The organism is Plantibacter sp. CFBP 8804 (assembly GCF_014841225.1).
Classification (GTDB): Bacteria; Actinomycetota; Actinomycetes; order Actinomycetales; family Microbacteriaceae; genus Plantibacter; species Plantibacter auratus.
Genome location: NZ_JACYTU010000001.1, coordinates 323,559 through 346,661, shown reverse-complemented (window position 1 = coordinate 346,661; position 23,103 = coordinate 323,559). Strand labels below are relative to the sequence as shown.

The window sequence follows — 23,103 nt, the reverse complement described above, 5'->3', positions numbered from 1 at the left end:
TCGCATGGTCCGCGAGAACATCTCCCTGAGCACGCTCGCCCGACTCGGGTTCACCGGTCTGGGTGAGGCCCGGGACCGGCTGGACGAGCTCGCCGAGCTCGTCCGCCTCGACCCGGCGTCGCTGTCGCCGTCCTTCGCCGTCGCGGCCGACCCCGACGCCGCGCTGGTCGGCGTGCTGATGGTCGGTCGGAAGTCTCCCGCCGAACTGTCAGCCCTCCTGGCGGACCAGGCCTCGGCCGAGCGGCTGTTCCGACTGTTCGGCGCCTCCCAGGGGTTCATCGACTTCTTCCTCCGCCACCCCGACCAGCTGTCGGTGTTCGAATTGCCGGTCACCCGGGTCCCGACGCTGCAGGAGGCGCGTGACGAACTGCTCGCGAGCGTCGGTGCCGAGGACGGCTTCGCCGCGATCGTCGAGGAGCCGGCCTGGGACGCGATCCGCGTGGTCTACCGACGACTGCTCGCCGAGGTCGCGCTCTTCGACCTCTGCGCCCCGGATCCGATCGTCGTGCTCGACCGGGTCGCCAGTGCCCTCTCCGACCTGGCAGCAGGTGCGTTGGAGGCCTCCATCGCCGTCGCACGCACGCAGACGAGCGGCCCGAGGGCTCCCGGCGTGTACCCGCGCGAAGAGGTCGCAGCCACCCGCTTCGCCATCATCGGCATGGGCAAGGCGGGCGCACGGGAGCTGAACTACGTCTCCGACGTCGACGTCATCTTCGTCGGAGAGGGTTCGGGCGACGGCGAGGACGGGCTCGACAACGGGCGTGCCGTCGAGATCGCCACCCGGCTCGCGGTCCTCACCATGCGCGGTCTCGGACAGGCTGGTCTCGAGCCGAGCCTGTGGGAGGTCGATCCGAACCTCCGCCCGGAGGGGAAGGCCGGCGCCCTCGTCCGCACGCTCGAGTCGCATCTCGTGTACTACGACCGCTGGGCGAAGAGCTGGGAGTTCCAGGCGCTCCTCAAGGCACGGGCTCTCGCCGGCGATCCCGAGCTCGGTGCCCGCTACATCGAGGCGGTGCAGCCGAAGGTGTGGGGGAGTGCGTCCCGAGAGGGCTTCGTCGAATCGGTCCAGCGCATGCGCGAACGGGTCACCGAACACATCCCGGCGGAGGACGTCCACTACCAACTCAAGCTCGGCCCGGGCGGGCTCCGCGACATCGAGTTCACGGTCCAACTGCTGCAGCTCGTCCACGGACAGCTCGACGACTCCGTGCATCAACGCGGCACCCTCGCCGCCCTCGACGGCCTCGCGACCGCCGGGTACATCGGTCGCGCCGAGGCGCAGGAGTTCGCGCACGACTACCGCCTGCTGCGCGTGCTCGAACACCGCCTGCAGCTGACGCGCCTGCAGCGCACGCACATGATGCCGCGCGACGAGCCGTCCCTCCGATCCCTGGCCCGATCGAGCACGCTCGCGACGACCGCTCAGGCCCTCGTCACGCGATGGGAGAGCACGAAGCACGGTGTCCGGCAGCTGCACGAGCGGTTGTTCTACCGGCCGCTGCTCTCGGCGGTCGCGGCCTTGCCCGAGAGCGGTCTGAGTCTGACGAGCGGTCAGGCGGAGGCGCGACTCGCGGCGATCGGCTTCGTCGACCCGCGCGGCGCGCTCGCCCACATCGGGGCGCTCACCGCCGGCGTGTCGCGGCGCGCCAACATCCAGCGGCATCTGCTCCCCGTCATGCTCGGCTGGTTCGCGGACGGCGCCGATCCCGACTACGGATTGCTCGCGTTCCGTCGGCTCAGCGAGTCCCTCGGCGAGTCGCACTGGTTCCTGCGGATGCTCCGCGACTCCTCAGGCGCGGCCGAGCGGCTCACGCGGGTCCTCTCGGGGTCCCGGTTCATCGGCGAGCTCATGGACCGCATCCCCGAGTCGGCCGCTTGGCTCGCCGGAGACGAGGACCTCCTCCCGCGATCGTCGACCGCGCTCGGCGAGGAGATCGCCGCCATCCTCAGACGACACGACTCACCGGACACCGCAGCCGCCGCCATCCGCGCGGTACGGCGACGCGAAGTCCTCCGGCTGGCGATGTCGTCGACCGTCGGCATGCTGGACGTGCAGGGCCTCGCCGCCGGACTGACGGACGTGTCGACGGCGACGCTCGCAGGGCTCCTCGGCGCCGTCAGACGCATCGGCGGCCTCGGCGCGGACATCGAGTTCGCCGTCATCGCCATGGGCCGCTACGGCGGCGCTGAGCTCGGACTCGGTTCGGACCTCGACGTCCTCTACGTGTTCCGGCCGAAGGAAGGGGTCGACACCCAGAATGCACAGCGCCAGGCCGGAGCGATCGCCGCAGAACTCAAGCGTCTGAGCGAGGACGCCCGGCTCCCGCTCGACCTCGACCTCGACCTCCGTCCCGAGGGGAAGAACGGTCCGCTCGTGCGCTCCCTCGACTCCTACCGCAACTACTACGCGCGCTGGTCCCTCACCTGGGAGGCGCAGGCGCTGCTCCGCGCCGCCGGAGTCGTCGGCGACACCGAGCTCATCGAGGCGTTCACCGAGGTGGCGGACACGGTCCGCTACCCCGCCGCGATCAGCGAGCAGTCCGTCCGCGAGGTCAAACGGATCAAGGCACGCGTCGAGAACGAGCGGCTGCCGCAGGGCGCCGACCCGACGAGACACCTGAAGCTCGGGCGCGGCTCGCTCAGCGACGTCGAGTGGTTCGTGCAGCTCCTCCAGCTCGAGCACGGCGCGGCGGTACCGTCGTTGCGCACCACCTCGACGCTCCGAGCGCTCGACGCGGCGGTGGAGGCGGATCTCGTCGATCGGGAGTCCGCCGAACGACTCCGTGAGGCCTGGATCCTCGCGTCGCGGATCCGCTCGGCCATGACGCTGTGGTTGAACAAGACGCAAGACGTGCTGCCGAGCGATCGACAACAGCTCGAAGGCGTGGCGCGACTCCTGGAGTACCCGACCGGATCGGCGAGTCTCCTGGAACAGGACTACCTCGCGGCCACCCGGCGCGCCCGGACGGTCTTCGAGCACGGCTTCTACGGCATCTGAGCCGATCGCCTCGACGACACGGAACCGCCCGCCATCCGAGAGGATGACGGGCGGTTCGCGGTACAGCAGGTGTCGTCAGACGCCGTAGTACAGCTCGAACTCGAACGGGTGCGGGCGCTGGGCCAGCGGCTTGATCTCGTTCTCGCGCTTGTACTGGATCCAGGTCTCGATGAGCTCCGGCGTGAAGACGTTGCCGGCGAGGAGGAACTCGTGGTCCGCCTCGAGCGCCTCGAGGGCAGCGCCGAGCGATGCGGGCACCTGCGGGATGTTCTTGGCCTCCTCGGGGGGAAGCTCGTAGAGGTCCTTGTCGACGGGCTCGTGCGGCTCGATGCGGTTCTTGATGCCGTCGAGGCCGGCCATCAGCTGAGCGGCGAACGCGAGGTACGGGTTGCCGGAGGCGTCGGGCGCGCGGAACTCGATGCGCTTGGCCTTCGGGTTCGTGCCCGTGATCGGGATACGGATCGACGCCGAGCGGTTACCGGCCGAGTAGACCAGGTTGACGGGAGCCTCGAAGCCGGGGACCAGACGGTGGTACGAGTTCACCGTCGGGTTCGTGAACGCCAGGACGGCGGGGGCGTGCTTCAGCAGACCACCGATGTACCAGCGGGCGAGGTCGGAGAGACCGCCGTAGCCGTTCTCGTCGTAGAAGAGCGGCTTGCCGTCGCTCCACAGCGACTGGTGCGTGTGCATGCCCGAGCCGTTGTCGCCGAAGAGCGGCTTCGGCATGAAGGTCGCGGTCTTGCCCCACAGCTCGGCCGTGTTCTTCACGATGTACTTGAACTTGAGGATGTCGTCAGCCGCGGCGACCATGGTGTCGAAGCGGTAGTTGATCTCGGCCTGGCCGCCGGTGCCCACCTCGTGGTGCGCGCGCTCGAGGATGAGGCCGGCGTCGATCAGCTTGAGGCTGATGTCGTCGCGGAGGTCGGCCTGCTTGTCGACGGGGCTGACGGGGAAGTAGCCACCCTTGTACGGCGTCTTGTTGCCGAGGTTGCCGCCCTCTTCGGCGCGGCCGGTGTTCCAGGCTCCCTCTTCGGAGTCCACCGAGTAGAAGCTCGAGTGCTGGTTCACCTCGTACCGGACGTCGTCGAAGATGTAGAACTCTGCCTCGGGGGCGAAGAACGCGGTGTCGGCGATGCCGGTCGAGGCGAGGTACTTCTCAGCCTTCTTGGCGACCTGACGCGGGTCCTTGGAGTAGATCTCGCCGTTGCGGGGGTTGTAGATGTCGAACACCATGATGAGCGTGCGCTCGGCACGGAAGGCGTCGATGTAAGCGGTGGAGACATCCGGGATGAGCTGCATGTCCGACTCGTGGATGTTGGCGAAGCCACGGATGGACGAACCATCGAAGAGCTGGCCGACGGTGAAGAACTCCTCGTCGACGGTGCTGGCCGGGATGTTGAAGTGCTGCTGCACGCCGGGAAGGTCCGTGAAGCGGATGTCGAGGAACTTGACATCGGTGTCCTTGATGAACTTGAGCACTTCGGAAGAATCACTGAACATGTGAATGGCTCCAAATGGGGTTGGTACAGGGAGGCTGCACAGCGCAGCCATCTGTGAGACTACGGGGAGGGGGTTACCCCGCCATGACACCCATGTTTCGTGGATGTTACGAGAATCCCCGCCCGAATAGAATGGCACAGTGCCCCACACCCCGCAGAATCCACGGACCTTCGGAGAGCTTCCTCCCAGCGCCTTCCCCGGTGAACGCCTCGGACTCCCGGAGAGCGGCGTCCGATCGGTCGCGCGGGTCGGTCGGCGCATCACCGCGCTCGTCATCGACTGGGCCATGGCGGTCGTCCTCTCCGTCGCGTTCTTCGCCTACGACGCCACCGCGACGCTCGTGATCTTCGCCATCATGCAGTTCGTGTTCATCCCGACCATCGGCGGCAGTCTCGGTCATCGCCTGTGCGGCATGCGACTCATGCCGCTGACCGGCGGTTGGGTCGGACTCTGGCGGCCGGCCGTGCGTACCGTGCTCCTCTGCGTGCTCGTCCCGGCGCTCGTCTGGGATTCGGACCAGCGCGGCTTCCACGACAAGGTCGCCGGCACGGTGCTCCTGCGGGTGCGCTGAACGCAGCCTGAAACGCGAACGGCCGCCCTCCATCAAGAGGGCGGCCGTTGTTTCCGTACCGCGAGGTGTTCCGAGCGGTGTCGGTGGGTCAGCGCGCGCGCTGCGGGCGGACCCGCATCGGGTCGACGCCCTTCGGGATGGGGAGCTGCGTACCGAACGAGGACAGACGGTTGCTGACCGCGAGCACCTCGGGGTTCGTCAAGGACTTCTTGACCTTCCGGAGGGCGCCGGAGAGCTGACGGAGCTGCACGGAGTCGGCGTCGGGGCCGACGTGGAAGACCGTGATCGGCACGTTCGGGAGGATACGGGTGACCTTACGCTTCTCGTCCTCGAGCAGGCGTGAGGTCCGCGATCGGGGTCCTTCGGCGATCAGTGCGACGCCACCACGGCCCACGGCGCGGTAGATCGCGTCCTGGGTCTTCGGGTTCACGGCGACGGGCATCTCGCTGGTCTGCCACGAGCGCGGAGCAGCACGGAGCACCTGGCCCACCGCGCCCGGCCGACCCTCGATCTGCGTGTAGACGACCTTGTCCGCGCGCCGGGTGAGGATGAACAGGGCCGCGAGGATACCGGCGAGCACTCCCGCGATGATCCACATGACGAGCGCGAAGATGTTGCCCGCCGAGAACAGCAGCGCGACCGCGACACCGATGAGCACCGGCAGGATGAAGCCGCCGAGCATCAACCACTGCGCCGCCTTGTCGTGGCGACGGGTGAGCTGGAACACCTGCCAGAGCTGCTTGATCCGCCCTGGTTCCTTCTGCGCCGCCGGGGGCGCGTCCTTCTGAGCCATGCTCCCAGGATAGCCGGTGACGGAGGGTCCTGATGCTGCGTTCTCCTCCACAGGCCGGCGGCGCGGGGACCTTGTCCACAGCCGCGTGCGTGGACGCCGTCGGACGGGGCTCCGCGTCGGAGGATCGAGCTATGGAAACACTGCCAGACCCGTCCACGAACGCAACCCGAGTGGCCGGCCGTCGTCTCGTCCGGCGCCTGGGTGAGGGCCGGCAGTGGACGGCCTACTCGACGGTGCTCGCCCACGCCGGACCCGCGCACGGCCGGCGTACCGACCAGGCCGCCCCGGTGGGCGACGCCGTGCTGCTCCGAGCGAGGGCGGACGCCGCCGAACGCGACCTCTGGCGTCGCGCGGCCGTCCTGTCCCGACTCGACCACCCGCACATCGTGAGACTCGTCGACGTCGCCGAGGACCCGAACGGCCTCCCGTGCCTGCTGATCGAGCGGCTCGCCGGCGGCACGTTGGGAGAGCTGCTGCGCCGCCGGGAGTCGATCGCTCCCGGTGAGGCGGTCACGATCCTGGCACCACTGGTCGACGCCATCCGCGCGGCGCACCTCTCGGGCGTCAGCCACGGGTCGATCACCGCATCGGCCGTGCGCTTCGCCGACGATGGCCGACCGGTCCTCACCGGCTGGTCGGGCGCAACTCCCGTGGACCACCAGACCATCGATGGCGGGCTCGGTCGTACCGCTCCGGCGTTCGCTGCCGATTGGACGGCGTTCGCGGGGCTCATGGACGGTGTCCTGCAGGCGACCGACCCCGATGAGGTCCCCTCGACCGCGGCCTGGGCCGATGTCGTGCCTGAGCTCGCCGACCACGAGATCGCCAACCGACTGCAACAGCGGATCCACGCCCTGGCACGACCGCTCCCGGTCCTGCTCGACCGCGCCGACCCGCCGTCCACATCACCTGCCGATGCCATCCGTGCTTCCGCCGATCGCGCACAGCGGACCACTCCGCCCCCACCGACCCGACGGGCGGCGGTCGAGGCGAGGCGTCGGACACGACATCCCGCAACGTCGCTGCGACGTCGTCTGGCCTGGCGACCCGGTCGAGGCACTCGGATCGCGGCCGCCGCCCACTCGTCGCCGTCCGTCGACTCCAGCCCGAGACGTCGTCGACTCGTGATCGGAGCGGCGGGCGCGGCAGCGGCACTGGTGTCGGCTGCGATGGTGTTCCTGCCGCCCGAAGACCCGAGCACCGCGATCGCGCCGACGCCGGCCGGTTCGGTCGGCCCGGCGCCCGAACCGGTCACGGGTACTGCGCCGCCGGTGGAGACGCCGACGTCACCGGCGGATGAAGCCGACGCGGTCGACGTGGTCACCGGTGACGATCCGGCGGCCGCGGCCCGCGAGCTCGTCCGCCGACGGGATCAGTGCCGCACGACGGGGGAGGAGCGGTGCGTCTGGGACTCCGTCGAACGAGGGTCCCCGTTCGACGACGACGAGCACCTCGGTGTCGGGATCGGATCGATCGATGCGGCGAGTCTGGAGCTCGTCGACCGTCAGGGCGACGCGGCGGTCCTCCGCGGCACGGCCGAGCCGACCGAGACGGACGAGGCCGCCGCAGGACGACGACAGCCCGTCACGCTCCTCGTGGTGAGGGGCGAGACGGGCTGGCGTCTGCGGGAGGTGTTCACCGCCGGATGAGGCGGTGGACGTCGCGGTCGGTTCGGGATCAGATCCCGAGCGAGCCGCGGAAGTCGCCTGCTTCGAGGCGGTTCTTCACCTGGACGAGGAAGCGTGCAGCGTCCGCGCCGTCGATGATGCGGTGGTCGTAGCTCAGCGCGAGGTAGACCGTCGAACGGATCGCGATGGCGTCTGCACCGTCGACCGTGACGACGACCGGCTTCTTCGTGACGATGCCCGTACCGAGGATCGCCGACTGCGGCAGGAACACGATCGGGGTGTCGAACAGGGCGCCGCGCGAACCGGTGTTGGTCAGCGTGAACGTGCCGCCCGACAGCTCGTCCGGCTGCAGCTTGTTGTCGCGAGTGCGCTGCGCGAGATCGGCGATCTCGGCGCCGAGCTCGGCGATCGACTTGGAGCCCGAGTTGCGGATGACCGGCGTCAGCAGGCCACGCTCGGTGTCCACGGCGATCGCGAGGTTCTCCGTCTCCGGGTACACGATCTGGTCGCCATCGACGGTGGCGTTGATGATCGGGTACGTCTGGAGCGCCTCGCTGGCGGCAAGGGCGAAGAACGGCAGGAACGACAGCTTGTTGCCGGTCTTGGCGAGGAACTCGTCCTTGACGGCCGTGCGGAGTGCCGCGACCTTCGTGACGTCGACCTCGACGACGCTCGTCAGCTGGGCGGTGCCCTGCATCGAAGCGACGGCGCGCTCAGCGACGACCTTGCGCAGACGCGACATGGCCTTGCTCGTGCCACGCAGCTCGGAGACCTGGACGGTCGGAGCAGCGGGCGACTCCGTGGCGCCACCGGCGCTCTGAGCCTGCAGGACGTCTTCCTTGCGGATACGTCCGCCGACACCGGTGCCGGTGACCGTGCTGAGGTCGACGCCGTGCTGGTTGGCGAGACGACGCACCAGCGGCGTGACGTAACCGGAGTTGACGACCCCGCCGGCGGCAGGCGTCGAAGCGGCGGCCGGAGCAGCAGCAGGTGCCGGAGCAGCAGCAGGCGCAGCGGCGGGAGCCGGAGCAGCAGCAGGAGCCGGAGCAGCAGCAGGAGCCGGTGCCGGTGCAGCGGCAGGTGCCGGTGCAGCAGCAGGCGCAGCGGCGGGAGCCGGAGCAGCAGCGGGAGCCGGCGCGGCAGCAGGTGCCGGCTCGGGCTCGGCCGCGGGAGCGGGCTCAGCCGGAGCGGGCTCGGCAGCAGCCGGTTCCGCGGCGGGCGCGGGCTCCTCGGCCGCAGCCGCACCCGAACCATCACCGATGGTCACGAGAGCGGTGCCGACCTCGACGGTCTCGTCCTCCTGGACGAGGATCGCTTCGATGACACCCGCGACGGGCGAAGGGATCTCGGTGTCGACCTTGTCGGTCGACACTTCGAGCAGTGGCTCGTCGACCTCCACGGTGTCGCCGACATTCTTCAGCCAGCGGGTGACCGTACCCTCGGTGACACTCTCGCCGAGTGCCGGGAGGCTGACGGATTCGCTCATGACCTTGTCTCCTTTGAAACCTGTTGTGTGTTCACTAGCTTATTGGGGTGTTCGGAATGCGTCACAGCGCGTGCAGGGGCTTGCCTGCGAGCGCGAGGAATGCTTCGCCGAGCGCCTCGTTCTGCGTGGGGTGCGCGTGGATCAGCGGCGCGATGTCCTCGGGGTAGGCCTCCCAGTTGACGGCGAGCTGGCCTTCGGCGATGAGCTCACCGACGCGGGCGCCGATCATGTGCACACCGATGACGGGGCCGTCGTTGACGCGGATGACCTTGACGTTGCCGCTCGTGCCGATGATCTCGCTCTTGCCGTTGCCGGCGAGGTTGAAGTCGTAGCTCGTGATGTTGTCGGCGCCGTACTGCTCGGCCGCCTTGGCCTCGCTGAGACCGACGGACGCGATCTCGGGGTCGCTGTAGGTGACCTTCGGGATGTTGACGTCCTCGATGATGACCGGCTTGAGACCGGCGATCTCCTCGGCCACGAAGATGCCCTGTTGGAAGCCGCGGTGCGCGAGCTGCAGGCCGGGGACGATGTCGCCGACGGCGTAGAGGCCGGGGATGTTCGTCTCGAGACGGTCGTTGGTGATGACGAAGCCGCGGTCGATGGTGACACCGACCTCCTCGAAGCCGAGTCCGGCGGTCGACGGGCCACGGCCGACGGCGACGAGCAGCAGCTCGGCGTCGATCGTCTTGCCGTCCTCGAGCGTGATGTGCACGCCCGAGTCGTCCTGGGTGACGCCCTGGAACCGCACGCCGAGCGAGTACTCGATGCCGCGCTTGCGGAACGCGCGCTCGAGGGCCTTGCTGATCGACTCGTCCTCGTTGGGGACGAGGTGGGGGAGTGCCTCGATGATCGTGACCTCGGTCCCGAACGACTTCCAGACGCTCGCGAACTCGACGCCGATCACACCGCCGCCGAGGACGGCGACCTTCTTCGGCACGAAGTCGAGCTGCAGCGCCTGCTCGCTCGTGATGACGCGGCCACCGATCTCGAGACCGGGGAGCGAGCGGCTGTAGGAGCCCGTCGCGAGGATCACGTTCTTGCCGGTGATGAGGTCGTCGCCGACCTGCACGCTCGTCGGGGAGACCAGACGGCCCTCACCCTCGATGGTGGTGATGCCGCGGGCCTTCACGAGGCCCTGGAGTCCCTTGTACTTCTTCGCGACGATGCCCTCGCGGTACTTCGTGACGCCCTCGATGTCGATGCCTTCGAAGGTGGACTTGACGCCGTACTTCTCCGACTCGCGCGATGCGTCCGCGACCTCGGCGGAGTGCAGCAGCGCCTTCGTCGGGATGCAACCGCGGTGGAGGCAGGTGCCGCCGACCTTGTCCTTCTCGATCATGCCGACGGTGAGGCCGAGCTGCGAAGCGCGCAACGCCGCAGCGTATCCGCCGCTTCCGCCTCCCAGGACTACCAGGTCAAAATTCTGCTCGGACACTCCGTTGCTCCTTGTGTGTGCTTCGTGGTCGATCGGAAACCGTCGTGGTGTGTTCGGCGGCGTCGAGGCGGGTCGAACCGCCCCCACCGACCTTACTACGGGTGGCTAATCTCCTCGGCCATTGCGAGGAGGGTACGGACTGCGACGCCGGTCGGGCCCTTGGCGGTGAAGCCGTAGGGGGCGTCGCCGTTCATCGCGCTCCCGGCGATGTCCAGGTGGGCCCACGGGATGCGGGTGGTGACGCCCTCCTCGTCGGTGCGGTCGGCGATGAACTCCTGCAGGAACGTGCCTGCGACGAGCATGCCGCCCGCGGTGGTCCCGGGCTTCGCGTTGGCGAGGTCGGCGACGTCGGAGTCGAGGACCTTGCGTAGCTCCGCGGGGAACGGCATCGGCCAGAACAGTTCGTCCGCACCGGAACCGGTCGCGATGAGGTCGGTGACGAACGACGCGTCGCCCATGACGCCCGTGTAGCGGTTGCCGAGCGCGACCACGGCCGCTCCCGTGAGGGTCGCCACGTCGATGATGGCGTCCGGGCCCTCCTCGCCTGCAGCGACGAGTCCGTCGGCGAGGACCAGCCGGCCCTCGGCGTCGGTGTTGGTGACCTCGACCGTGCGTCCGCCCCGGATGGTGAGGACGTCGTTCGGCCGGATCGCCGTGCCCGACGGGAGGTTCTCGGCGAGGCAGAGCCATGCGGTCAGCCTGGTGGGCACCCCGAGACGCGCGGCCGCGGCCAGGACGGCGAGCACGGTCGCCGCGCCGGTCATGTCGTACTTCATGCCGACCATCGAGACCGGCGGCTTCAGGGAGAGCCCGCCGCTGTCGAAGGTGATGCCCTTCCCGACGAGGGCCAGGTGGCTCTTGGCGGCCTCCGGGTGGTAGCTCAGCTTGACGAGTCGCGGAGGCCGAGAGGAACCCTGCCCAACACCGAGGATGCCGCCGAAGCCGTCCTCGGCCAAGCGGGCCTCGTCCCATTCCTCGACCTCGACGTCGAGGCCGTCGATCGCTGCTCGGGCCGCGTCGGCGAAGGTCGCCGGGTAGAGCTCGTTCGGCGGCGTGTTGACCAGGTCCTTCACGAGCGCGATGGCCTCGGCGACCGCGGTGGCGTGCTCAGCGAGCCCGGCATCCGGTGCGTCCACGGTCGACGGGACGACGACGGTGATCTGCCCGAGCGGTGTCGGTGCCGGCGCGGATCCGACACCGCGCGACGCGGTGTAACGGTAGGCGCCGATGGCCGCCCCCTCGAGAACGGCTTCGGCGGCGGCGGCCGTCTCCTCCGTCAACACGAACGCGATCGAGGCCTGGCCGTCGATCGTCCTGGTCACTGCACCCGCGGCTCGTCGGAAGGCCGCGTCGTCCGCATCCGGACCGAGGCCGACCAGCACGAGACCGGAGGCCGCACCGAACCGGTCCGGGAGGCGTCGCACCTGGTCTTCGGACCCCGTGACACCGGAGGCGCGCAGCTCATCCGCGAGCGGCGCGTAGACGTCGGGCGCCAGGAGCTCCGGTCCGTCGTCGCCCTTCCTCACCGCGAGGACGAGCAGCTCGGCCTCGACTCCCTCGACGGCAGCGGACAACACGGAGAGCACAGGGATCGTCATGCCTCCATCGTAGGCACGTGCCGTTCCGGACCGAGGCGGGGCCGCCGATGTTCGCTCTCGGCGGTACCGCCGACGCTCGGAGGGGAAGGGCGCTGCGACACCCCCGTTTAGAGTTGAACCATGCCTACGCCTGACGACCTCTACGAGGTGCACCCGGAGATCGACATCCCCGCCGGCCTCCACCTCGTCGCGGGGCTCACCGGGTTCTCCGACGCCGGCGGCGCGGTCGGGCAGTTGAACGCCTACCTCGACGACGTCCTCGACACGACGGTCATCGCCGAGTTCGACGCCGACGTCCTGCTCGACTACCGGGCCCGCCGGCCGATCATCTCGTTCGACCAGGACCACCTGACGGAGTACCGGCCACCTCGGCTGACCCTGTCGCTCGCCCACGACGAGCTCGGGTCGCCATTCCTGCTGCTCACCGGTTTCGAGCCCGACTTCCTCTGGGACCGCTTCGTCGCGGCCGTGCTCGAGCTCGTCGATCGCTTCCGGGTCAGCGACACCACGTGGGTGCACGCCATCCCGATGCCGGTCCCGCACACCAGGCCGATCGGCGTCACCGTCAGCGGCAACCGGTTCGACCTCATCGAGTCGCTCTCGGTCTGGCGCCCCCGCACCCAGGTGCCGTCCAACGTCCTCCACCTCCTCGAGTACCGCCTCTACGAGCGCGGCGACAGCATCGCGGCGTTCGTGCTCCTCGTTCCGCACTACCTCGCCGACACGGAGTTCCCGGCCGCGGCGATCACGGCGATCGAGAGCCTCAGCGCGGCGACCGGGCTCATCTTCCCCACGGACCGCCTCCGCGAGGACAGCCGCGACTTCCTCGTCAAGATCGATGAGCAGGTCGGGACCAACCACGAGCTGGGCCAGCTGGTCACGACGCTCGAGGAGCGGTACGACGCCTACATGGCCGACAACTCGCCGAAATCGCCGCTCACCGACATCGACGGGGCGCTCCCGACGGCCGACGAGATCGCCGCGGAGCTCGAGAAGTTCCTCGCCAGCCGGCGCCACGGCGACGAGGATCGCTCGACCACCTAAGCTGGATCGGTGGGATCTCGACGCGTCTGGTGGGTGTTCGGCGTCGGGGTGTTCGCCTACCTCATCACCGTCATGCAGCGGTCCACGCTCGGCGTGGCGGCGGTCGACGCCACCGAGCGGTTCCAGATCGACGCCGCAGCGCTGTCGACCCTCGCCGTCGCACAGCTGATCGTGTACGCCGCGATGCAGGTCCCGGTCGGGGTGCTCATCGACCGCCTCGGACCTCGCGTTCTGATCATCGCTGGGCTGACGGTCGTCATGGCGGGCCAGGTCTGGCTGGGTCTCACGACCGAACTCGGCGGCGCGATCGTCGGGCGGATGCTGGTCGGCCTCGGCGACGCCGCGGTGTTCACTTCCGTGTTGCGGCTCGTGAACTCCTGGTTCCCGACCCGTCGGGTGCCGATCGTCTCGCAATGGGTCGGCAACATCGGGCAGATCGGACAGATCCTCTCGGCGGTGCCGTTCTCCTTCGTCCTGCACGCCTTCGGCTGGTCGCCGGCGTTCCTCAGTGCGGCCGGACTCGTCCTCCTGGCGCTCGTCGGGGTGGTGATCGTCGTCCGCGACCGGCCGTCCGGTTCCGACGAGGCGCCGCGCCCCGAGACGTGGGGCCACGTCGTCCGCGAGGTCGTCATCAGTCTGCGTCGGCCAGGGACGCGTCTCGGGTTCTGGTCGCACTTCGTCACCCAGTCCTCCGGTACGGTCCTCACGCTCCTCTGGGGCTTCCCGTTCATGGTCTACGCCCTCGGCTACCCGCAGCCCCTCGCCGCATCGTTGCTCATCGTCATCGTGGTCTCGGGCATGATCGCCGGACCCGTCCTCGGGGTGCTCACCGCCCGGTTCCCCTACCGGCGGAGCAACCTCGTGCTCGGGATCGTCACGGTCATGGGCGTCGCCTGGGCCGCACTCCTCCTCTGGCCGGGCGTCCCACCGATGTGGCTCGTGATCGTCCTGTTCGTCGTGGTCGGAGTCGGCGGCCCCGGTTCACTCATCGGGTTCGACTTCGCCCGCACCTTCAACCCCATCCGCGCGCTCGGCGGGGCGAACGGCATCGTGAACGTCGGAGGGTTCCTCGCCAGCTTCGTCATGATGTTCCTCATCGGTCTCATCATCGACGCGGTCAGCGGGGGATCCCGTGCCGACTACTCCATGGACAGCTTCCGGATCGCCTTCTCCGTGCAGTACCTGGTGGTCGGATTCGGGGTCGCGATGCTGCTCGTCGCCCGGTCCCGCACGCGGAGACGCTTCGCCGAGGACGAGGGCATCGCCGTCGGTCCGCTGTGGATCGCTGTCCGTGCCAGGCTCGGTCGCCGTCGCTGAGCGTTCGCTTCGTCCACCGATCCCACCCTTGACAAACGGCCTGTGGCTCTGAGGTCTTCCGCCGCGCGCTATAATGGAACACGGACCCGTTCACCTCTCGGAATGTCGGCGGCCCTTTTCGGGTTGCACTGCACCAAGACTTGACATGGGTCCTCGTAATGTCCGAAATCACGGACGATCCGGCGATGACTGTCCATGCCGGGTCCGAACAGGAAGGTGCAGCTATGGCCACCAAGACGGCTCGCGCAGACGAAGCAGCGCCAGCAGACGAGGCCACGGAGGCTCCCGCAGCGAAGGCTCGGACCACCAAGGCCACCACGACCCGAGCGAAGGCTGCTCCCAAGAAGGCCACCCGCGCCAAGGCGGGCACGAAGTCCAGCACGGAGCCCGATGAGGGCACGGACGACGAGGACGTCGTCGTCGAGGTCGTCGCCGACGACGCCGTGGTCGACGCGCCCGCAGGCGACGCCACCGAGGCGGTCGAGGAGGAGGACGACAAGTCCGTGCCGGAGATCACCCTCCCCACCGACGCACTCGTGCTCTCCAACAGCGACGACGACGAGATCCCGGTGTACTCGGCCGCGATCACCGGCGCCACCGCCGACCCGGTCAAGGACTACCTCAAGCAGATCGGTAAGGTCGCGCTCCTCAACGCGGCCGAAGAGGTCGAACTCGCGATGCGCATCGAGGCGGGCCTCTTCGCCGAGGACAAGCTCGCCCAGCTCTCCGACCTCGAGAAGCGCTCGCGGGTCGGCCGTGAGCTCCAGTGGGTCGCGAAGGACGGCGCCCGTGCCAAGAGCCACCTCCTCGGGGCGAACCTCCGACTCGTCGTGAGCCTCGCCAAGCGGTACACGGGCCGCGGCATGCAGTTCCTCGACCTCATCCAGGAGGGCAACCTGGGCCTCATCCGTGCGGTCGAGAAGTTCGACTACACCAAGGGCTTCAAGTTCTCCACCTACGCGACCTGGTGGATCCGTCAGGCCATCACGCGCGCCATGGCCGATCAGGCGCGCACCATCCGCATCCCGGTGCACATGGTCGAGGTCATCAACAAGCTCGCCCGCGTCCAGCGGCAGATGCTCCAGGACCTGGGCCGCGAGCCCACGCCCGAGGAGCTCAGCCGCGAACTCGACATGACGCCTGAGAAGGTCATCGAGGTCCAGAAGTACGGCCGCGAGCCCATCTCGCTGCACACGCCCCTCGGCGAAGACGGCGACAGCGAGTTCGGCGACCTCATCGAGGACACCGAGGCGGTCGTGCCGGCCGACGCCGTCAGCTTCACGATGCTGCAGAAGCAGCTGGAGTCGCTCCTCGACTCGCTCTCCGAGCGGGAAGCGGGCGTCATCCGGATGCGCTTCGGCCTCGGCGACGGCATGCCGAAGACGCTCGACCAGATCGGCGACACCTTCGGAGTCACCCGTGAGCGCATCCGGCAGATCGAGTCGAAGACCATGGCGAAGCTGCGTCACCCGAGCCGATCCCAGTCGCTCCGCGACTACCTCGAGTAGGAGCATGCGCTACGCCCCGGCCATCCTCGCCGGTCGTACCGTCCGATTCCTCGCCAGGCTGCGCAAGCCGGGCGGGGGATCGGCCGTTCCCGGCCTCGTGGTCAACCGCATCGCGCCCGGGTTCCTCCCCGACACGTTGAACGCCTTCCCGCGTGGTCTCGTGATCGTGAGCGGCTCGAGCGGGAAGTCGACGACGACCAAGATGCTCGTCGGCATCCTGCGTGCCCACGGTGTGTCGGTCTTCACGAACCCGTCCACGGCGAACATCTCCCAGGGCCTCACCTCGGCTCTCCTCGAACGAGCCGACCTCCGTGGCCGGATCGACGCCGAGCTCGGGGTGCTCGAGATGGACGAAGGACACGGCGCGCTCATCGCGCCGCGACTCGCGCCCGCCCACGTCATCCTGACGAACGTGTCCGTCGACCAGATCGACCGCTTCCACGACGCTGCCATGGTGGCGCGCATGCTCGACGCGATCGCTGCCCGATCCAGCACGTCGCTTGTCTTGAACGGCGATGACGCGCTCATCGACGCCGTCGCGCCAGGCAGCGACGCGACGCGATGGCGGTACGGCGTCTCGACGGCGGTGCTCGGCGCCAGCGCACGCGGCCTCGGGTACAGCACGACCTCGTCCGATCGGGTCGACCCCGGTTCCGGAACCGTCGTCGAAGCCCTCGACGGCGACCTGGTGTCCATCACCCACCGCGGCGAGACCGTCCGGTTCCGTCTGCCGGCTCGCGGCGTGCACTACGCCGTGGATGCCGCTGCAGCCCTCTCCGGCGCCGCCGCGATCCTCGGCCCCGAGTTCCAGCTCACCATCGCGTCGGAGTCGTTCCGTGCGCTCACGCCGGTGTTCGGCCGCGGTGAGGTGACGACCGTCCGCGGTGTCGAGGTCGAGTTCGTCCTCGTCCAGAACCCCGCGAGCTTCCAGCTCAACGTCGACAGCCTGGCGGCCGACACAGAGCAGATCCTGGTTGCCGTCGGGAGCGACGTCCGCGATCCCTCGTACCTCTGGCCGGTCGACACGTCCAGGCTCGGTCGTGTGGCGCTCGTGTCTGGGTCCAAGGCCTGGGAGGCCGCGCTGCAGCTGGGCTACGACGGCGTCGAGATCGACCGGATCGAACCGGACCTCGGCACGGCGTTGGACGCGTTCCTCGCCCTCCCTGCGCCCTCGCACGGTCGGAAGACCGTGATCTTCACCGCCGACTCGATGCGTCGTACCCGCGCGCACCTCGGCCTCGCTTCGAACGATCAGGACGACGCATGACGACCGAGCCGACGATCACCATCGCCGTCCTCCTGCCCTCGAGCTGCAATGTGAACGGCGACGCCGAGAACGGCGCGGTCCTCGCTCGCCGGGCCCGCGCGCGTGGCCTCGCCGTCGAGCTCGTCCCGGTCGAGTCGGTCGCCGAGCTCCCGAGCACGGTCCGCGCGGTCGTCCTCGGGTCGTGCGACGACCCGTCGGTGCCACAGGTGCTCGAGACGCTCCGGCCGTTCCGCGACGCGTTCATCGCCTGGGTGGAGGCCGGCGTGCCCGTCCTCGCGGTCGCCAACGGATGGAAGCTCCTCACTCGCCGGCTCGAGCTGGTACCGGGGAGCTGGGTCGAGGGCCTCGCCATCATCGAGGGCGACGCACCGTTGCGGCGCACGCGGGCGAGTGACGACCTCGTCGTCGTGCCGAGCGGCGGCCTCGAGCTCGACGCCCCGGTACTCGTCGGGTACGAGAACCACGGGCGGGACTTCCGAGCCGGGACGGGCGTCGAGTCGATCGGCACCGTGCAGCACGGACGAGGCAACGGCGACGGCACGGAGGGTGCGCTGGTCGGACCCTTCGTCGGAACCCACCTGCACGGTCCCGTCCTCGCCAAGAACCCGGAACTGGCCGATCGGCTGCTCCGTCTGGCGATCACGGTCGCCGGGGGCACCTCGATGCTCGACGAATCACCGGAACTCCACGCCCTCGACGAGATCGCCGCCAACGCCAGAGCGCAGATCGTCTCGGCGCTCGCCTGAGTCCGCGCGCGATCGAGCCCGCGCTGGTCTGAGACGCGCTTGCTCGAGGACATGACGAAGGGCCCCGGATCTCGGATCCGGGGCCCTTCATCGTGATGCCGGTGGACTAGGCGCGCTGCTCGTTGAAGAGTCGCGCGGACTCGTCGTGCCAGTCGGTTGCGACCTGCGTCAGCTTCTCCTGGTACTTCTTGCCGTGGTGCGCGCAGAACAGCAGCTCACCGCTGTTCATCTGCACGCGGATGTAGGCCTGTGCTCCGCACAGATCGCAACGATCGGCGGCAGTCAGTTGCTGGGCGTCGAGGTCACTCGGCGTGCTCTCGGTAGCAGTCTGTGACATGTGCTCCTCCTGACTCGGGCGGCTACGAAACTCGTAGTACTCATGAAAGCACGCGATTGTCACAACGGGGTCCCATTCCGTGTTCTTTTCGCTGTGCGCGTAGATGATTCGGATCAACCCTGCAGCCGGATGGGTCGACGAGCCGAGACAACGCGCCGTCGCGCGGCTCCGGACGATCGCGCGCCGAGTGTCTCCCTCGGCGTGTCGGCGCCGACGACTACGCTGGGAAGCGTGAGCAGCGACTACTCCGCAAGGCATCTCTCCGTCCTCGAAGGCCTCGAGGCGGTGCGCAAGCGACCGGGCATGTACATCGGTTCCACCGACTCGCGTGGCCTCATGCACTGCCTCTGGGAGATCATCGACAACTCCGTCGACGAGGCTCTCGGCGGGTACGGCGATCAGATCGAGATCGTCCTCCACGCCGATCAGAGCGTCGAGGTGCGCGACCACGCGCGTGGCATCCCGGTGGACATCGAGCCGAAGACCGGCCTCTCCGGTGTCGAGGTCGTCTTCACCAAGCTCCACGCCGGCGGGAAGTTCGGCGGCGGCTCGTACGCCGCGTCCGGCGGGCTGCACGGCGTCGGCGCATCCGTCGTCAACGCCCTGTCCGAGCGACTCGACGTCGAGGTCGATCGCGGCGGCAAGACCTACGCCATGTCCTTCCACCGCGGTGAGCCGGGGATCTTCGCCGACACGGGGGAGCCGACCCCGGACGCACCCTTCACGCCGTTCGAGAAGCAGAGCGAGCTCCGCGTCATCGGCAAGACGAAGCGCGGCGTGACCGGCACCCGAATCCGCTACTGGGCCGACCGCCAGATCTTCACGAAGGGCGCCCAGTTCCAGGCCGAGGAGCTCCTCGGCCGCGCGCGCCAGACCGCTTTCCTCATCAAGGGGCTCGGCATCCACATCCGCGACGAGACCGTCGAGGAGCCGACCGAGGCGATGTTCCGCTACGAGGGCGGCATCTCCGAGTTCGTCGACTATCTCGCGGGCGACACCGCACTCACCGACACCTGGCGCCTCACCGGCAGCGGCACGTTCACCGAGACCGTCCCGGTGCTGTCGCCGTCGGGCACCATGGTCGCCACCGAGGTGGAGCGCGAGGCAGAGGTCGACATCGCGCTGCGGTGGGGTACCGGGTACGAGACGGTCATGCGCAGCTTCGTCAACATCATCGCCACGCCGAAGGGCGGCACGCACCAACTCGGATTCGATCAGGGCCTCCTGAAGTTCCTCCGCGCCCAGGTCGAGCAGAACGCCCGTCGACTCAAGGTCGGCACGGACAAGCTCGAGAAGGACGACGTCCTCGCCGGCCTCACAGCGGTGCTGACGGTGCGCCTCGCGGAGCCGCAGTTCGAGGGCCAGACGAAGGAGATCCTCGGCACGCCGGCCGTCCGCGCCATCGTCGCCAACGTCGTCACGAAGGAGCTCAAGGAGCGGTTCGCCTCGACCAAGCGCGACGACAAGGCGCAGACCGCGCTCGTGCTCGAGAAGATCGTGTCGGAGATGAAGTCCCGGATCTCCGCGCGGACCCACAAGGAGACGCAACGCCGCAAGAACGCGCTCGAGAACTCGTCGCTCCCGGCCAAGCTGGTCGACTGCCGCTCGGGCAACCTCGAGTCCAGCGAACTCTTCATCGTCGAGGGCGACTCGGCACTGGGCACGGCGAAGCTCGCCCGAGACAGCTCCTACCAGGCGCTGCTCCCGATCCGAGGCAAGATCCTCAACGTGCAGAAGGCCTCCGTCTCCGACATGCTGTCGAACGCGGAGTGCGCGTCCATCATCCAGGTCATCGGCGCGGGCTCCGGACGATCGTTCGATCTCGACGCCGCCCGCTACGGCAAGATCATCCTCATGAGCGACGCCGACGTCGACGGCGCCCACATCCGGACGCTCCTGCTCACGCTCTTCTTCCGGTACATGCGGCCGCTGATCGAAGCGGGTCGCGTGTTCGCCGCGGTACCGCCGCTCCACCGCGTCATCGTCATCAACCCCGGCTCCAAGCCGAACGAGACGATCTACACCTACTCCGAAGCCGAACTGCACGCGGTGCTCAGCGACCTCAAGCGCACCGGCAAGAAGCACCAGGAACCGATCCAGCGCTACAAGGGCCTGGGGGAGATGGACGCCGACCAGCTGGCCACGACCACCATGGACCGCCGTCACCGGACGCTGCGCCGTGTCCGAGTGGAGGATGCGGAGTCGGCCGGACGGATCTTCGAACTCCTCATGGGCAACGACGTCGCCCCCCGCAAGGAGTTCATCGTCGACAGCTCCGACCGGCTGTCANCCCGGATCGAGCAGTGCGCTCGATCCGGGCCTTCGTCAGTGTCCAGCTCCGATCAGGACGATTCGTCGCTCGCTGCCGCCTCGTCCGTCACCGGTGCTGCCGGTGCGGTGATCGCGCCGCCGATGAACCCGACGGGGGCGTCGAGCGGCACCCCTGAGGCATCCCGCTTCGCGCCGACCTCCGGGAGCGTCCGCGGTGTCCCGTCCGTCCCGACGGCGTGCGCCGGAGCGGCGCCGACCCACGCGACGGCCAGCTGGTCCTCGCCCTTCAGGAAGCGCTGCGACCGGACACCGCCGGTCGCACGACCCTTGGCGGGGAACTCGGAGAACTCCGAGACCTTCGCGCTCCCGGTGTCCGTTCCGGCGAGCGTCAGCGAATTGGTCGCGACGGTCACGACGACGACGTCGTCGGTGGGCAGGACAGCAGTGAACGAGATGACCTTCGCACCGGCCGCCAGGTTGATGCCGGCCATGCCACCCGCGGCCCGCCCCTGCGGACGGACGGACGTCGCGGCGAACCGGAGCAGTTGGGCATCGGAGGCGACGAAGACGAGTTCCGCGTCGTCGCCGACCTGGGTGGCCCCGACGACGTGGTCGCGTGGCTTGAGCGTGATGACCTCGAAGTCCGGCTTGTTCGGCAGGTCGCCGGGGATGACCCGCTTGACCACGCCGGTCTCGGTTCCCAGCACGATCGGTTGCTCCGAGGTCAGCGAGACGATCGCCAGCACGCGCTCATCGCGGTTCGGGAGCGACAGGTACTCGCCCATCCGGACCCCGGCCGCGAGCTGGATGGAGGCCGCCGGCACCGCGGGGAGGTCGAGCGGGGTGAACCGGATGACGCGACCGAGGCTCGTGACCGCACCGAGTTCGGTGCGGCTCGTGGTCTCGACGACACTCAGGATCGCATCGTGCTTGCTCCGCCGACCGGGTCGTGGGGCGGGCGCGTCCTGCTCGAGGTCGACGCGGAGCGCCCGTCCGGTCGCGCTGAGGTAGACGCGGCACGGGGTGTCGGCGAGCTCGAGCACCGGGGCGCTCTTCCCTCGGCCGGTCGTCGCGACGCTCGGCTTCGCGTTCGTCAGCATGGTCCGGCGCGGTGTGCCGAACTGCTCGGCCGCAGCGGCGAGCTCAGCGGAGACCGCGGCGCGGATGAGTCGTTGGCTCCCGAGCAACCGCTCGAGTTCGGCGATCTCGGCCAGCAGCTTGTCGCGCTCGGCCTCGAGCTCGATCCGCGAGAACTTGGTGAGTCGTCGAAGACGGAGCTCGAGGATGTACTCGGCCTGCAGCTGCGAGAGGTCGAAGACCTCGATGAGCCTCGCGCGGGCCTGTTCGGAGTCGTCGCTCGCGCGGATGACCTGGATGACCTCGTCGATGTCGAGGATGGCGATGAGGAGCCCCTCCACGAGGTGGAGGCGTTCCTTGCGTCTCGCCAACCGGAACCGGCTCCGGCGGGTGACCACGCTGATGCGGTGGTCGACGTACACCTGCAGCAGTTCCCGGAGGCCGAGCGTCTGCGGGCCGCCGTCGACGAGCGCGACGTTGTTGATGCTGAAGGAGTCCTCGAGGGGCGTGTAGCGGTAGAGCTGCTCCAGGACGGCCTCGGGGGAGAAGCCGGTCTTGATCCCGATCACGAGGCGGAGTCCGTGGATGCGGTCCGTCAGGTCGGTGACGTCGGAGATGCCGTTGAGCTTCTTGGAGCTGACACCGTCCTTGATCTTCTCGATGATCTTCTCCGGACCCACCAGGTAGGGCAGTTCCGTGATGACCAGACCGGTCTTCCGCGCGGTGACCGGCTCGACGGAGACCTTCGCGCGGGTCTTGAATGAGCCGCGCCCGGTGGCGTAGGCGTCCTTGATGCCGTCCAGACCGACGATCGTGCCGCCCGAGGGGAGGTCGGGACCCGGCACGAACTCCATCAGGTCCTCGAGGGTGGCCTGGGGGTGCGCGATGAGGTGCCGTGCCGCACCGATCACCTCGACGAGGTTGTGCGGCGCCATGTTGGTGGCCATACCGACCGCGATGCCGCTGGCGCCGTTCACGAGGAGGTTCGGGAACGCGGCCGGGAGGACCTCGGGCTGCATGAACTGGTTGTCGTAGTTCGGGACGAAGTCGACGACGTCCTCGTCGAGGTCGGCCGTCAGGGCGAGTGCGGCGGCGTCGAGCCGGGCCTCCGTGTACCGCGGCGCGGCGGGTCCGTCGTCGAGCGAGCCGAAGTTCCCATGCCCGTCGATGAGCGGGACGCGGAGCGTGAAGGGCTGTGCGAGGCGGACGAGTGCGTCGTAGATCGCCGTGTCGCCGTGCGGGTGCAGCTTCCCCATCACTTCGCCGACGACGCGGGCCGACTTCACGTGGCCACGATCCGGGCGCAGGCCCATCTCGGTCATCTGGTAGAGGATGCGGCGCTGCACCGGCTTCAGGCCGTCGCGCGCGTCGGGGAGGGCACGGGCGTAGATGACCGAATAGGCGTACTCCAGGAAGGAGGTCTGCATCTCCGACGAGACATCGATGTCCTCGATGCGCTCGCCACTGGTCTCCGTCGGCGGGGTCTGCTGTTGGCGGGTCATTCCGTGTCTCTGCTGAGGGGAGTCG

General features: G+C 68.9%; 15 protein-coding genes and 1 pseudogene. 9 read left to right on the top strand and 7 right to left on the bottom strand.

Annotated features, from left to right (window positions below):
• Nucleotides 1-4 precede the first annotated feature (4 nt).
• Entirely contained in the window at nucleotides 5-2,998 is a 2,994-nt protein-coding gene (locus IFU11_RS01610; RefSeq protein WP_192017982.1) for a bifunctional [glutamine synthetase] adenylyltransferase/[glutamine synthetase]-adenylyl-L-tyrosine phosphorylase, read from the top strand.
• Between the two features lie 75 nt (nucleotides 2,999-3,073).
• Here IFU11_RS01610 and glnA read toward each other — a convergent pair whose 3' ends face one another.
• Nucleotides 3,074-4,498 (bottom strand): type I glutamate--ammonia ligase, encoded by a 1,425-nt coding sequence (glnA, locus tag IFU11_RS01605; RefSeq protein WP_056005986.1) that lies wholly within the window; start codon nucleotides 4,496-4,498, stop codon nucleotides 3,074-3,076.
• 139 nt (nucleotides 4,499-4,637) lie between these two features.
• Here glnA and IFU11_RS01600 point away from each other — a divergent pair, with 139 nt between their 5' ends.
• Nucleotides 4,638-5,069: an RDD family protein gene (locus IFU11_RS01600; RefSeq protein WP_086473339.1), complete on the top strand. Its 432-nt coding sequence runs from the start codon at nucleotides 4,638-4,640 to the stop codon at nucleotides 5,067-5,069.
• Between the two features lie 88 nt (nucleotides 5,070-5,157).
• Here the strand turns inward: IFU11_RS01600 and IFU11_RS01595 are convergent, their stop codons facing one another.
• A complete protein-coding gene (locus IFU11_RS01595; RefSeq protein WP_071260054.1) occupies nucleotides 5,158-5,862 on the bottom strand; it encodes a DUF4191 domain-containing protein in 705 nt (234 codons plus the stop codon).
• 131 nt (nucleotides 5,863-5,993) lie between these two features.
• Here IFU11_RS01595 and IFU11_RS01590 point away from each other — a divergent pair, with 131 nt between their 5' ends.
• Nucleotides 5,994-7,511 (top strand): hypothetical protein, encoded by a 1,518-nt coding sequence (locus tag IFU11_RS01590; protein WP_192017981.1) that lies wholly within the window; start codon nucleotides 5,994-5,996, stop codon nucleotides 7,509-7,511.
• 28 nt (nucleotides 7,512-7,539) lie between these two features.
• On the opposite strand, the gene IFU11_RS01585 is transcribed toward IFU11_RS01590, so the two are convergent.
• From IFU11_RS01585 to IFU11_RS01575, 3 genes are all read right to left on the bottom strand, one after another.
• Nucleotides 7,540-8,976 carry a 2-oxo acid dehydrogenase subunit E2 gene (locus tag IFU11_RS01585; protein WP_192017980.1) on the bottom strand — a complete coding sequence of 479 codons (1,437 nt, stop codon included), beginning with the start codon at nucleotides 8,974-8,976 and terminating at the stop codon, nucleotides 7,540-7,542.
• Between the two features lie 61 nt (nucleotides 8,977-9,037).
• On the bottom strand, nucleotides 9,038-10,411 hold the full coding sequence (lpdA, locus tag IFU11_RS01580; protein ID WP_064293772.1) for a dihydrolipoyl dehydrogenase: 1,374 nt from the start codon (nucleotides 10,409-10,411) through the stop codon (nucleotides 9,038-9,040).
• A gap of 95 nt (nucleotides 10,412-10,506) precedes the next feature.
• Complete coding sequence (locus IFU11_RS01575; protein ID WP_192017979.1) at nucleotides 10,507-12,009, bottom strand: leucyl aminopeptidase; 1,503 nt, start codon at nucleotides 12,007-12,009, stop codon at nucleotides 10,507-10,509.
• A gap of 120 nt (nucleotides 12,010-12,129) precedes the next feature.
• On the opposite strand from IFU11_RS01575, the gene IFU11_RS01570 reads away from it, so the two are divergent.
• The 5 genes from IFU11_RS01570 to IFU11_RS01550 all read left to right on the top strand — a co-directional run bounded on the left by IFU11_RS01570 (nucleotide 12,130) and on the right by IFU11_RS01550 (nucleotide 17,891).
• Nucleotides 12,130-13,053 carry a proteasome assembly chaperone family protein gene (locus IFU11_RS01570; protein WP_079705876.1) on the top strand — a complete coding sequence of 308 codons (924 nt, stop codon included), beginning with the start codon at nucleotides 12,130-12,132 and terminating at the stop codon, nucleotides 13,051-13,053.
• Nucleotides 13,054-13,062: 9 nt separating this feature from the next.
• Nucleotides 13,063-14,370: an MFS transporter gene (locus IFU11_RS01565; protein WP_192017978.1), complete on the top strand. Its 1,308-nt coding sequence runs from the start codon at nucleotides 13,063-13,065 to the stop codon at nucleotides 14,368-14,370.
• A gap of 185 nt (nucleotides 14,371-14,555) precedes the next feature.
• A complete protein-coding gene (locus tag IFU11_RS01560; RefSeq protein ID WP_079706303.1) occupies nucleotides 14,556-15,878 on the top strand; it encodes an RNA polymerase sigma factor in 1,323 nt (440 codons plus the stop codon).
• Nucleotides 15,879-15,882: 4 nt separating this feature from the next.
• Nucleotides 15,883-17,145: a MurT ligase domain-containing protein gene (locus IFU11_RS01555; RefSeq protein WP_192017977.1), complete on the top strand. Its 1,263-nt coding sequence runs from the start codon at nucleotides 15,883-15,885 to the stop codon at nucleotides 17,143-17,145.
• Nucleotides 17,142-17,891 (top strand): hypothetical protein, encoded by a 750-nt coding sequence (locus IFU11_RS01550; RefSeq protein ID WP_192017976.1) that lies wholly within the window; start codon nucleotides 17,142-17,144, stop codon nucleotides 17,889-17,891. Before IFU11_RS01555 ends, IFU11_RS01550 begins: the two co-directional genes overlap by 4 nt.
• A 106-nt stretch (nucleotides 17,892-17,997) precedes the next feature.
• Here the strand turns inward: IFU11_RS01550 and IFU11_RS01545 are convergent, their stop codons facing one another.
• Nucleotides 17,998-18,228: a DUF7455 domain-containing protein gene (locus IFU11_RS01545; protein ID WP_079705880.1), complete on the bottom strand. Its 231-nt coding sequence runs from the start codon at nucleotides 18,226-18,228 to the stop codon at nucleotides 17,998-18,000.
• Between the two features lie 231 nt (nucleotides 18,229-18,459).
• On the opposite strand from IFU11_RS01545, the pseudogene IFU11_RS01540 reads away from it, so the two are divergent.
• Nucleotides 18,460-20,517, top strand: a pseudogene (locus IFU11_RS01540) (DNA gyrase/topoisomerase IV subunit B); the annotation flags it as partial.
• Nucleotides 20,518-20,570: 53 nt separating this feature from the next.
• Here IFU11_RS01540 and IFU11_RS01535 read toward each other — a convergent pair.
• Nucleotides 20,571-23,078 (bottom strand): DNA gyrase/topoisomerase IV subunit A, encoded by a 2,508-nt coding sequence (locus IFU11_RS01535; RefSeq protein ID WP_137241712.1) that lies wholly within the window; start codon nucleotides 23,076-23,078, stop codon nucleotides 20,571-20,573.
• Nucleotides 23,079-23,103: the final 25 nt, after the last annotated feature.

What these genes read in the sequence shown, in the direction of transcription:
- IFU11_RS01570 (WP_079705876.1), top strand. Translation starts at nt 12,130, where the DNA reads ATGCCTACGCCTGACGACCTCTACGAGGTGCACCCGGAGATCGACATC.
- glnA (WP_056005986.1), bottom strand. Translation starts at nt 4,498, where the DNA reads ATGTTCAGTGATTCTTCCGAAGTGCTCAAGTTCATCAAGGACACCGAT.
- IFU11_RS01555 (WP_192017977.1), top strand. Translation starts at nt 15,883, where the DNA reads ATGCGCTACGCCCCGGCCATCCTCGCCGGTCGTACCGTCCGATTCCTC.
- IFU11_RS01585 (WP_192017980.1), bottom strand. Translation starts at nt 8,976, where the DNA reads ATGAGCGAATCCGTCAGCCTCCCGGCACTCGGCGAGAGTGTCACCGAG.
- IFU11_RS01595 (WP_071260054.1), bottom strand. Translation starts at nt 5,862, where the DNA reads ATGGCTCAGAAGGACGCGCCCCCGGCGGCGCAGAAGGAACCAGGGCGG.
- IFU11_RS01610 (WP_192017982.1), top strand. Translation starts at nt 5, where the DNA reads ATGGTCCGCGAGAACATCTCCCTGAGCACGCTCGCCCGACTCGGGTTC.
- IFU11_RS01575 (WP_192017979.1), bottom strand. Translation starts at nt 12,009, where the DNA reads ATGACGATCCCTGTGCTCTCCGTGTTGTCCGCTGCCGTCGAGGGAGTC.
- IFU11_RS01560 (WP_079706303.1), top strand. Translation starts at nt 14,556, where the DNA reads ATGACTGTCCATGCCGGGTCCGAACAGGAAGGTGCAGCTATGGCCACC.
- IFU11_RS01590 (WP_192017981.1), top strand. Translation starts at nt 5,994, where the DNA reads ATGGAAACACTGCCAGACCCGTCCACGAACGCAACCCGAGTGGCCGGC.
- IFU11_RS01535 (WP_137241712.1), bottom strand. Translation starts at nt 23,078, where the DNA reads ATGACCCGCCAACAGCAGACCCCGCCGACGGAGACCAGTGGCGAGCGC.
- IFU11_RS01545 (WP_079705880.1), bottom strand. Translation starts at nt 18,228, where the DNA reads ATGTCACAGACTGCTACCGAGAGCACGCCGAGTGACCTCGACGCCCAG.
- IFU11_RS01550 (WP_192017976.1), top strand. Translation starts at nt 17,142, where the DNA reads ATGACGACCGAGCCGACGATCACCATCGCCGTCCTCCTGCCCTCGAGC.